General features: G+C 41.6%; 9 protein-coding genes and 2 pseudogenes. 3 read left to right on the forward strand and 8 right to left on the reverse strand.

Annotated features, from left to right (window positions below; all coding sequences use genetic code 11):
* Both WBJ10_RS17270 and WBJ10_RS17275 read left to right on the forward strand, forming a co-directional pair.
* Positions 1-142 (forward strand): annotated as a pseudogene (locus tag WBJ10_RS17270) (ATP-dependent Clp protease ATP-binding subunit ClpX); the annotation flags it as partial.
* A 49-nt stretch (positions 143-191) separates the two neighbouring features.
* Positions 192-1058 (forward strand): AMP nucleosidase, encoded by an 867-nt coding sequence (locus tag WBJ10_RS17275; protein ID WP_424292556.1) that lies wholly within the window; start codon positions 192-194, stop codon positions 1056-1058.
* 64 nt (positions 1059-1122) lie between these two features.
* On the opposite strand, the gene WBJ10_RS17280 is transcribed toward WBJ10_RS17275, so the two are convergent.
* The 3 genes and pseudogenes from WBJ10_RS17280 to WBJ10_RS17290 all read right to left on the reverse strand — a co-directional run bounded on the left by WBJ10_RS17280 (position 1123) and on the right by WBJ10_RS17290 (position 3609).
* Positions 1123-2442, reverse strand: coding sequence for a polysaccharide deacetylase family protein (locus tag WBJ10_RS17280; protein ID WP_424292558.1), 1320 nt, complete (start codon positions 2440-2442; stop codon positions 1123-1125).
* Positions 2443-2451: 9 nt separating this feature from the next.
* Positions 2452-3333 (reverse strand): annotated as a pseudogene (locus WBJ10_RS17285) (glycoside hydrolase family 18 protein); the annotation flags it as partial.
* A 15-nt stretch (positions 3334-3348) separates the two neighbouring features.
* Entirely contained in the window at positions 3349-3609 is a 261-nt protein-coding gene (locus tag WBJ10_RS17290; RefSeq protein ID WP_424292560.1) for a hypothetical protein, read from the reverse strand.
* Positions 3610-3720: 111 nt separating this feature from the next.
* Between WBJ10_RS17290 and WBJ10_RS17295 the strand changes: the two genes are divergently transcribed.
* Entirely contained in the window at positions 3721-5082 is a 1362-nt protein-coding gene (locus WBJ10_RS17295; protein WP_424292562.1) for a pyridoxal-phosphate dependent enzyme, read from the forward strand.
* A 12-nt stretch (positions 5083-5094) separates the two neighbouring features.
* Here WBJ10_RS17295 and WBJ10_RS17300 read toward each other — a convergent pair whose 3' ends face one another.
* The 5 genes from WBJ10_RS17300 to WBJ10_RS17320 all read right to left on the reverse strand — a co-directional run bounded on the left by WBJ10_RS17300 (position 5095) and on the right by WBJ10_RS17320 (position 11161).
* The gene (locus WBJ10_RS17300; protein WP_424292564.1) at positions 5095-5268 is read right to left on the reverse strand and encodes a hypothetical protein; all 174 of its coding nucleotides are present in this window, start codon (positions 5266-5268) and stop codon (positions 5095-5097) included.
* A 78-nt stretch (positions 5269-5346) separates the two neighbouring features.
* A complete protein-coding gene (locus tag WBJ10_RS17305) occupies positions 5347-6633 on the reverse strand; it encodes a glycosyltransferase family 39 protein (RefSeq protein ID WP_424292566.1) in 1287 nt (428 codons plus the stop codon).
* 76 nt (positions 6634-6709) lie between these two features.
* Positions 6710-8035, reverse strand: a complete 1326-nt coding sequence (murA, locus tag WBJ10_RS17310) for a UDP-N-acetylglucosamine 1-carboxyvinyltransferase (protein WP_424292568.1) — start codon at positions 8033-8035, stop codon at positions 6710-6712.
* 101 nt (positions 8036-8136) lie between these two features.
* Positions 8137-8826 carry a DUF4290 domain-containing protein gene (locus WBJ10_RS17315; protein WP_424292570.1) on the reverse strand — a complete coding sequence of 230 codons (690 nt, stop codon included), beginning with the start codon at positions 8824-8826 and terminating at the stop codon, positions 8137-8139.
* A gap of 64 nt (positions 8827-8890) precedes the next feature.
* Positions 8891-11161 (reverse strand): ATP-dependent helicase, encoded by a 2271-nt coding sequence (locus WBJ10_RS17320; RefSeq protein WP_424292572.1) that lies wholly within the window; start codon positions 11159-11161, stop codon positions 8891-8893.
* Positions 11162-11336: the final 175 nt, after the last annotated feature.

The following is an 11336-nucleotide window of genomic DNA, read 5'->3' on the forward strand; positions in this document are numbered from 1 at the left end:
ACGCTCAATATGTGAGGCCATCATGATCGATGCCATGTATGAAACACCCTCGGGCAAGAGCACGAAGGACTTATTTATCACGCTCGATTATGCCACTGATAAATTTGAGAAATCCGACCTTAAGAAATTAAAAGTAGCATAAGAAGAGCCCCCGATTTAATCGGGGGTTCTTTGTTTAACAGAATTAAATTATGAACGAAGAGAAAGACGTCAAGAAAGATCCGGTTGAAGGAGCAGTAACAAAAAAGAAGAAAAAGGAAGTTAATTCGGCAGTTAAATCAGGTCTTAAAAACAAAGAAGATATTGTCCATAATTGGCTGCCAAGATATACGGGCAGGCCATTAGCTGACTTCACCAGCTTCATATTACTCACTAATTTTTCCAGGTATCTGAACCTTTTTTCCGAGTGGAATGACAATGCCCCGATCATAGGCCTTGATAAACCTATGCAGAGCGTATCAGCAAATGGAATCACCTTAATCAATTTTGGTATGGGCAGTCCATTAGCTGCAACCATGATGGATTTGCTAACTGCGATCAAACCTAAAGCGGTTTTATTCCTCGGAAAATGTGGCGGCTTAAAGAAAAATAATAATATCGGTGATCTTATCCTTCCCATAGCTGCGATAAGAGGAGAAGGAACTTCGAATGATTATTTCCCTCCAGAAGTTCCGGCTTTGCCCTCATTCGCACTCCAGAAAGCAATTTCAACTACCATTCGTGATCATTCACGAGATTATTGGACGGGAACTGTATATACCACTAACCGACGTGTTTGGGAACATGATAAAGTGTTTAAAAAGTATTTAAAGAGCCTTCGCGCAATGGCAGTAGATATGGAAACAGCCACCATCTTCACTACTGGTTTTGCTAACAAAATCCCTACGGGTGCTTTATTGTTGGTTTCAGACCAGCCTATGATCCCGGAAGGGGTGAAGACAGCGGAAAGCGATTCGAAGGTAACGGAGCAATTTGTTGAAACTCATTTAAGGGTCGGAATAGATTCCCTGAAACAATTAATAAACAACGGACTGACAGTGAAACACCTGAAGTTCTAGTATCTGCTTCAGGTAATTTATAATTTCAAGTGTACCCTGGATTTATTGAGCTCCATTGAAAATGTCATTTACTGACTAATTTAATCTCGCCCGCATTGGGTAAAGCCTGGTACGTCACAAAACTTCCTTTTGCGTCTTTTTGAGGTTTCAGAATTTTTATTAGATTTTTTTGTCTGACTTCTATGTCATCCCAAGCGTCCGGGACGTAAGTTTTTAATGTTAGCGGAATATCATACATCGATTTATCCAGATTATGGGTTAGACTAACAGTCACTTTATCCTTCTTTTCTTTAGTCTTTATTGATGCGTTCATTCGTTCGCGAATATATTTCGTGACGTCTGCGAACGTTGCTATCCATAAGTCTTTTTCTTCGGCTTTCATATATTGAAAGTATTCATCCAGGGCTGCACTGGTAAGAGCTTCCCAACCAATCCCATCAACTCCATGTATGACCAGAACTAACCATATATTATCTTTTGCGGCTGTCGTGTCAATCCATGATTTCATCAGGGGCATAGGAGTTTTGGTTGTTGCACCCCTTTGCCACTGGACATATTCTTTGTTGAATGAACCTGGATTTTTCCGGCTGGACCGATTTAATTCCTCCAGGAAAGGTTCCGGCATACGATTACGCAGGGCAGGATAAATTTTATGGGCATATTCCATGACCCGTTCGTTTTCTATACCATAGGGACCTTCGGCAGAAAAAGTGTATTTCGGGCCGAGTTGCTTTAGAATGTCTTCTCTGCTCTTTTCAAGTTCATATAACATATTTGCTTCATCGAGGGCCGCAAGACGGGCGTGGGTTACTGTATGGCTTCCAAATTCGTGCCCCTGTGCGGCGTAAGTTCTTATGTCGTCCCATGTTACTCCTTTGGCCTCTTCTACTTCGTTATTCACTTTGTTTCCTGGCGCAAATCCCCCGTCGCGCACTTTTTTATAGAGCTCATCCATGATTTTGTAAGCTGCATCCACCCTTCCAGCGTCGATCTGGGCGCCCGCGTTAGTGTGATAGTCCAGAGTGCCTTGAAATCCCAGGAATCCGGCAGCTGAGGCCCGTTCATAGAAATTGTCTTTATTTGTTGGAATTGTTGCAGTTTCCAGGATAATGTCTTTCACTGGCCTCCCAATAAAACGGCCCGGATATTGCGAACCGGGAATTTGCCCCGTGATGATATAGAACGTGGCAGGTATGTTCATTCTATTCATTATAGGCAGGGCTTTGCGGAATTGATTTATGGATCCATCATCATAGGTAATAGAAACAGCTCCCGTTTTGCCGTCTTGCCATTTACTTATAGTTGTTTGTCCGTATACTAATATGGACCCGAAAACCATTAGAGTAGTGAGTGAAATGCGTTGTATCGCGGTAAGTAGGCTCATAAGGTATAATTAATTTAAAGTTTTATCAAGTACATTCAGTAGGTGTTCTTTAGGATCGCTGAAGTATTCCCAAAAAAATACGCCAGCCAGCTTATGTTTCTTTACATATTTGGCTTTCAGCTTCGTCGATTTTTCATCATCATAAGTTATGAAGACCTTTTTCTCCGGGTTAAAAAGATAAGGTGCCTGGGCATCTTTATCCCAGTAGCGAATATAGCCATTTTGATTAATCACACTTTCCTTGAGCTTGGTGAAGCCGCCAGCCTGTCCCGCTGAAGGGCTTGGGGTTCCGGCTACAGACCTAACGTTGGCCTGTCCAAGTCCATTATTCTCTATGCCAGCTGCGTCAAAAGATTTGCCGTAAAATGCTACTCCGATTCCGAGTTTATGTGCTGGAACACCGGCTGCGATGAAATCGCGTATCGCTTGATCTGCCGAGGAACTGTTTTTTTCCGGACCGTATGAGTAAAGATTCGTGTGATGTCCGACCGTTCCATTTGGTCCGCCAAAGTCATAAGTCATGACAAAAAGGTAATCCAGAATCTTAGCCACCTTATCCATCTCCGTATTCGCAATAAAGCTTTTCGAAGCGCCCAAAGCTGCCGTTAATAAGTATTTTTCCCCCGTTTCTGCAGATAGTTTGTCCAGTTCCTTGCGTAATTCCACGAACATCAAGGTGAAATTCTGTTTGTCTTCAGGCCTGAATTTATTATTATCTCCTCTTTGTCCGGGGTATTCCCAATCAATATCTACTCCATCGAGTTTATGTTGCCGTATGATGTCGACGCTGGTTTTAGCGAACAAAGCCCTTGACGTCGGCGTCAGAGCAGCGTCTGAGAAGTTTTTACTCCAGGTCCATCCTCCAATGGAAATCAAAATCTGGAGGTCAGGATTGACCTTTTTAAGTTAATTTAAGAGCCTAAAATTAATGGTATCGGTTTTCAAATTGCTTAAAACCGCCATGCTGTCAATACAATTGACGAAAGCGTAATTAATATGTGTCAACTTATTAGCATCTATCGCGTCGATGTCTACAGGGGTTCCGCGATAACCGCCTACGTATCCATTAATCACATATTTTTTCCTGGATGATTGAGCTGAGGTGACTAATGGAAAAAGCAGGCAACAAATCAGGAGTAAGGTTAGTGAGGATAGTTGTGAATGCATGGGGTATATAAAGAATTATCAAACCCTAAGATAAAAATTAATGCATCAAAGATTGACTTAGATTTTAGCCAAAGCCTTAACATCCTTCAAGTATTTCCTTAAATTTGTATTATGTGGTATAACAACATTCTCGACACGATTGGCAATACACCTTTGGTAAAATTAAACGTGATAACTAAAGATGTCAAAGCAACGGTATTAGCTAAGATTGAAACAACAAACCCGGGAAACTCTATCAAAGACCGTATGGCAATTAAGATGATTAATGATGCAGAGCTGGATGGACGATTAAAACCAGGCGGGACGATCATTGAAGGTACATCTGGTAATACCGGAATGGGTCTGGCAATTGCTGCTGTTGTAAAAGGTTATAAATGTATTTTCACGACCACTGATAAGCAATCTAAGGAGAAAGTAGATGCCTTGAGGGCATTTGGCGCTGAGGTTATTGTCTGCCCAACGAATGTAGAACCTGAAGATCCCCGTTCATATTATTCTGTATCAACTCGTCTGGAAAGGGAAGTTCCAAATTCATGGAAGCCAAACCAGTATGACAATCTTTCCAACTCCCTGGCACATTACGAACAAACGGGCCCTGAGATTTGGGAACAAACTGAAGGTAAGATTACCCATTTAGTTGTGGGAGTTGGAACAGGGGGAACTATATCCGGAGCTGGAAAATATTTAAAAGAGCAAAATCCAAACATAAAAGTTTGGGGTATTGATACCTATGGATCAGTATTTAAGAAGTTTAAGGAAACGGGTGAATTCGATAAAAATGAGATATATCCCTATATCACAGAAGGCATAGGCGAAGATTTCCTTCCGAAGAATGTTGATTTTAATGTAATTGATCGCTTTGAGAAGGTGACCGATAAAGATGCAGCCTTGATGACCCGTGAGATAGCGCGGAAGGAAGGACTGTTCGCTGGTAACTCTGCAGGTTCTGCTCTGGCTGGACTTATGCAGCTGAAAAATGAATTAAAGGATGGTGATGTTGTAGTCATTATATTCCACGACCATGGTTCAAGATACATGGGTAAAATGTACAATGAAGACTGGCTTAGGGAACGCGGCTTCCTTGCAGATGAAAAGCTCACTGCCAAATCAATTTTGTCCCGAAGAGAACGCCAGGATATTATCACTATTGACTGCGAGAAATCGGTACTTGAAGCTATTAACACCATTAAATCACTTAATATTTCTCAGATTCCGGTGACTCAGCAAGGGATGATTATTGGAAAGCTCACAGAAAGCGACATATTAAATTCAGTGCTTGATAATCCCTCATTAAAATCGGGAAGTGTTAAAGAGATCATGACAGCCTCTTTTCCTTTCATTGATCTGAATACTTCCATCGACAAGATTTCATCGATTATTAATAAAGATAATATGGCGGTGCTAGTTGAAGACGAAGATGGCAAGATTGAGATTATCACCCAGTATGATATTATCAACGCAATCTCAGCCTGAGCACGTTGGTGCTTAGTTCAGTTCCTTTTGACGCTCGTTCTGGTAGAACCGGTTAACGTCAACTAAAGGATCAGATAGCAGATATATCCCTGTGCCTTTTTCCCTTGCGTAGGGATTTTCAACCTGTCCGATCTGCTCATTAGAATTGAATGCTTTCGCGATATCGCCTATATCATCATCAATCATAATGATGTGCTTAGTTTGAATTGAATCGGGAGACCATAGCGCGAAACTGCTGCTTAAACTAACCGGGTTTGGCAAATCCTACTTATTGCTAAAGTGCATAATAGCACCAGCCTGACCGTAGTTATCTGTAATGAGTGTGGTTTTAGCTCGTTCTTCAGTTGGGATTTTTTGATACGCCGTCGACGCATGTTTAGCGATCTCTTCCCAGCCAAGCATATCAGCATAATCCTGAGTGGTATCGTGAGTACCCTGGTCTTCCCATTTGACAGGGAATTCCAACCCATTGCTGGTAGTAAATTCGAAAAAGCGTAAAGTTGATCTAAAGGATAAAATCGGAACCACAATGGGAATCAGCAGGAGCGAGGGTGCTAATATCAAACAGACTGCCCCATATCGTAACGGCGGGGTTATGCTTCCCATAACTTTCTGCATGCAAATACCGCCAGCGGCAAATAACATAGGAAATGCGCCGAAACTGTAATAAACTTTGCCGTTGAACGCTAAGAGAAGAATGACAACTAAAATGAAAGCGTACGTGATAAAGATATATCTTGAATTACTCTTAGTAAAAAATAAATATATAAGCCCTGATAGCCATACGACTGAGGCGGATGCGTGGGTTATAAAAAGTTGAGTGAACGTTGATAAAGGATCAATGTAATCCAGCTGACTGGCTTTCAATTCGTTCATATGGGAAATTACCGGCATGCCATGGCTTAGCTGCCAAATGAGGTTGGGCAGGAAAATAATGAAAGCAATTGCAAAGGCCATTAGCCAGTCTTTGTTCAACAATACCTTTCTTTGCGGACTTATGAGGAGGCCACCGATTAAAGCTATTACAAAGAGTGCCATGGTGTATTTAGTTAGCATTCCAAGGCCCACTGACACTCCTAACAAATAGATGTAGTTTGTTTTTCTGGTTTGAAGGTGCTTGACCATAAAGTAAGCAGACAAAACCCAGAAGAGTTGATCAAAGACCACCGGCTGAAGCAGATATCCTGATGCTAGAAATGAAGGCGATATCACCATTGCTGCACAAGCAGCAACGATCGAAAACGTTCTACCGTTCATCGCAAGGACGAAAAGTCCTGTCATAAATACTATTAAAGCACTCGCCAGGGACGGTAAAATTCTCATGGCAAATACGCTGTCGCCAAATACGGTATAAGAGAACCAGGAAATCCCTGCTATAAAAGGGGGGACTTCTTTATATCCCCAATCGAGATGCTCCGACATAGCCATGTATAGGAGCTCGTCTCTGTGAAATCCATAGTGACTATTCGATAAAAGATGTATGAAAAGCTTGATTAATGCAAAGCCCGCTATTATTTGAACCTCTTTAGGATGCCGTGAGTAAAAGGACATAAATGGCGACGGTTAAAATTAAATATACAAAAAAACGCATTGATTTCTCAATGCGCTTCTTCCAGACTCTTTATTTTTAATGACCGCTGTCAGTGGCAGTGATACGTTTAATATTTGCGCCTAATGCTCTCAACCTTATGTCGATATCCTGGTAGCCGCGTTCAATTTGCTCTATATTGAAAATTGTAGATGTACCCTGAGCAGAAAGTGCTGCGATTAATAGAGATACCCCAGCTCTAATATCGGGCGAGGTCATGGAGATCCCGCGAAGTTTTACTTTTTTGTCTAGTCCAATAACCGTGGCACGGTGAGGATCACATAAAATGATTTGCGCCCCCATGTCGATTAATTTGTCGACGAAGAATAAGCGGCTTTCAAACATCTTCTGATGGATCAGCACATTTCCTTTGGCCTGTGTGGCTACAACCAGCATAATGCTCAATAAATCAGGTGTAAAGCCAGGCCATGGGGCATCGGCAATGGTCATGATTGATCCGTCAATGAAGGTTTCCACTTCATAATGCTTTTGGGCTGGGATGTAGATATCATCACCGCGAAGTTCAAATTGAATCCCTAGTTTCCGGAATACTTCAGGAATCATACCCAGTTCCTCAAATTTAACGTCTTTGATGGTAATTTCCGATTCAGTCATGGCTGCCAGGCCGATGAATGATCCTATCTCAATCATATCCGGAAGTAGCCGATGTTCAGTACCACCTAATTTTTTCACGCCTTCAATAGTAAGCAAGTTGGAACCTACTCCGGTAATTTTAGCGCCCATACGGTTGAGCATTTTACATAGTTGTTGGAGATAAGGTTCGCATGCCGCGTTGTAAATTGTAGTTGTCCCTCGGGCTAATACTGCCGCCATTACAACATTCGCTGTTCCGGTTACTGATGCTTCATCCAAAAGGATGTAGGCGCCTTTAAGATCGCTCGCATCCACATTGAAAAAGTTGGTCTTTTTATCGTACACAAACTTGGCACCCAGCTTTTCAAATCCAAGAAAGTGAGTATCGAGACGTCGTCTTCCTATTTTATCGCCGCCCGGTTTAGGGATGGCAGCCTTTCCAAAGCGGGCTAATAAGGGACCGACTATCATGATCGATCCTCTTAAACTCCCGCCTTTTGAACGGAATGATTCAGAATGAAAAAAGTCGAGATTGATATTCGACGCTTCGAACGTGTATGTGTCTTTATTTAAACGTTCAACTTTTACGCCCAAATCGCCGATCAGTTCGATTAGTTTATTTACGTCCTTTATGTCGGGGATATTGCTGATTGTAATTTTTTCCGGAGTAAGAAGCACTGCGGAAATGATCTGTAGTGCTTCGTTTTTCGCTCCCTGAGGGGTTATTTCACCCTTTAATGGCTTTCCACCAACAATTTCAAATGCGTTCATCTGATATGATAAAGTCTAATGTTTTGATAAGGCCATAACAAATGCCCATCTCTTAATAAGAAAATGATTTCGATAAGTTTTGCAAAAGGGAAATACCAGGGCTAATATCTTTTGCCTCCCGGGTTATTTGATCTCTGACGATTCGAACCACCAGCATTATTCCTGCTATTGCTGTTGCTATTTTGCCTGTTTTTATTGTTCTGATTACTATTTCGCTGTCTGTTTACAGGATTAGCCTGGCGCACTTCAATCCGCTGAAGATTAACATTCTCCTCAAGTTGCAAAGCACCATTCGACATTTCCCGAAGATCTTTAATGATAGTTTCGTCGGCTACGCTGTCTTTATTCCAGGTAACATAAGCCATTTTCATGAAGTTAGCTATTGATTGAACCATCAGTTGTTTTCTTTGCGGTTCTTCAATGGCCTTGGCCCTGCTGATCATGAGTTCAACAGTTTTACCGTAATGTTTATATTTTATTCTCTGCTGAGGATATGCTAAAGGTGCCGGCTTAAAGCGGATAGCGTCCTCAGAAGGTTTCGGATATGGGGAGTCGACATCAATTTTGAAGTCGGATATGATGTGTAAATGATCCCATAATTTATGTTTAAAATCGGCTACGTCGCGGAGGTGGGGATTCAGAAAACCCATCAAGTCTATGACGACCTGCGCGTAACGATTCCGCTCATCTTTGGTAGGCAGAGCTACAATATATTTCACCATATTCTGCACATTACGCCCGTATTCTGCAAGAATTAGCTTTTTTCTTGTGGTATTATAATCAAATGTCATGGTAATTCAGTGTTTGCGCTAAACAAAAATGTGGTATTTTAAGCTGTGGAGCGACTTTTTGGTTTTATTTTACAATTTTCAATTTAGCAAATTTTAGCAATAATTGCTTCTGTCCTAATTCTTTAAAGAAAATAGTAGCCTTTATGTCCGGTTTATTGCCCTCTAGGTTGATAACCTTGCCATATCCAAACCGTTCATGCTCCACCTCCATACCAACCTGCAAACCTGATGTATCAGAAGGGGCGAAGTCGGCACTGGGAACATGAGCCTTTGGAAGGATCGACGTTGTTTTTTGCACGGGACTGGGTTTAGGCCTGCTAAACGTTTCTTTTTGCTGCCATGCCGATCGTTCGTCATCAAAAAACGGGTTTCCTGTATTTTTTAATTGAGGCTTGAAATCAAGTTCGAGATATTTTGCATCAATCTCATCGATAAACCTGCTGGGTTCACAGCTTGTTAATGATCCCCAGCGGTATCGGGAGGTGGCGTATGATAAATATAACTTCTTTCCTGCTCTGGTTATTGCCACATAAAAAAGGCGTCTTTCTTCTTCGAGATCAACCCGGGAACTTAATGACATCTGCGAGGGGAAGAGATTTTCCTCGAGGCCAACCACAAATACATTATCAAATTCCAATCCTTTTGCCGAGTGTATGGTCATTAATGAAACAGTATCAGCATTTGGATTCTTATCGTTGTCATCGTTAGTGAGCAAGGCTACGTCCTGCATGAAAACATCGAGGCCCTTTTCTTCAATATCTTCGCGTTCGCTAAATTCTTTAATCCCATTTAGTAGCTCCTGAATATTTTCGTATCGGCTGAGGCCTTCAATAGATTTATCAGAGTACAGATCCTTCAAGAGGGTAGAGTGTTGGGCAATATGCAAAGCGGTATCGTAGGCAGAATGAGTTTTTGTCATCACCTGAAAGCTCTGGATCATCAGTGCGAAGTTTCCAACTGCAGTCGCACTGCGGGCATCAAGATAACGGTGTGAATCAATAATGACTTCCCACAGTGTGATATTATGCTGGTCGGCAGCGATTATTATTCTTTCTATGGTGGTATCACCAATACCCCGACGGGGATAATTTATAACCCGTTTTATTGCTTCTTCATCATTTGGATTGAAGGTCAGCCTAAAATAAGCGATCAGGTCTTTTATTTCTTTCCTTTGATAAAAAGAAAGGCCCCCATAGATTTTGTAAGGGACATTTAGCTTTCGAAGCGATTCTTCCATCGCTCTGGACTGCGCATTAGTACGGTACAAAATCGCAAATTCCCGATATTTACAACCTTTGAGAGCTTGCTCCTGTGCAATGGCCTCGGCGACGATTTTCCCCTCTTCATTATCGCTAAATGCTCTGGAAACCCGGATTTTATCTCCAGTCTCATTCTCAGAATAAACAGATTTCTTAAGTTGATTCTTATTGTTCGCTATAATGCTGTTAGCAACGTTAACAATATTCTGAGTTGAACGATAGTTTTGCTCCAGTTTAAAGACTTTTAAATCCGGATAATCTTTCTCGAAGTTGAGTATATTTTGAATGTTCGCACCACGAAAAGCATAGATACTCTGGGCATCATCTCCCACCACACAAATATTTTCATTATTCGCTGCCAGTTTCTTCACTATCAGATACTGGGAAAAGTTAGTATCCTGATACTCATCAACCATCAAATACTTAAATTTATTCTGGTATTTGTAAAGCACCTCAGGATGCTCCCTGAGCAGTACATTGGTTTTGTAAAGAAGATCGTCAAAATCCATGGCTCCGGCTTTATAGCACCTTTGAGAATAGGTCTGGTATATCTCTCCCATTTTCCCCCGGCCGGATGAGAAATCCTCAGCCTGAATGTGTTCATTTTGCAGATATTCTGCCGGCGAGATCAGATTGTTTTTTGATGAAGAGATACGGTTGTAGACGAAATTTGCATTATAAAGCTTATCGTCGAGTTGTTGTTCTTTCAGTATGCTTCTGATCAAACTTTTACTGTCATCGGTATCGTAAATGGTAAAGTTGTTGGGATAACCAATTTTCTGCGCTTCCACCCGAAGCAGCTTGGCAAAAACTGAGTGAAACGTACCCATCCAGATATTTTTTGCCTCTGTACCCACAACTTTCATGATCCGCTCCCGCATTTCCTTGGCAGCTTTATTGGTGAATGTAAGTACCAGAATATTAAAAGGATCTACGCCTTGCCGGATAAGGTGTGCAACCCGAAATGTAATAACCCTGGTCTTACCAGAACCAGCGCCGGCCACTATCATCACTGGTCCCTCTGTTTGCTTTACCGCCGCTTTTTGTGAAGGATTTAAGCCGTCTAAATAATCCAAATTCTACCCCTTTTTTTCTGCGCTAAATTACTAAAGAGATTTGAGATTAATCCCTGAGAGGGCTGTATGAATTGTAAATTGTGGAGAAAAATTAGTCTGCGTAATCTTCATTAAATAAACTGGAGCGACTCGGATTGTTCAGGTTCTCGTTGATGTTGATGATTTGATCATCCAG

Origin of the sequence: Daejeonella sp. (assembly GCF_049655485.1) — a bacterium.
GTDB lineage: Bacteria > Bacteroidota > Bacteroidia > Sphingobacteriales > Sphingobacteriaceae > Daejeonella.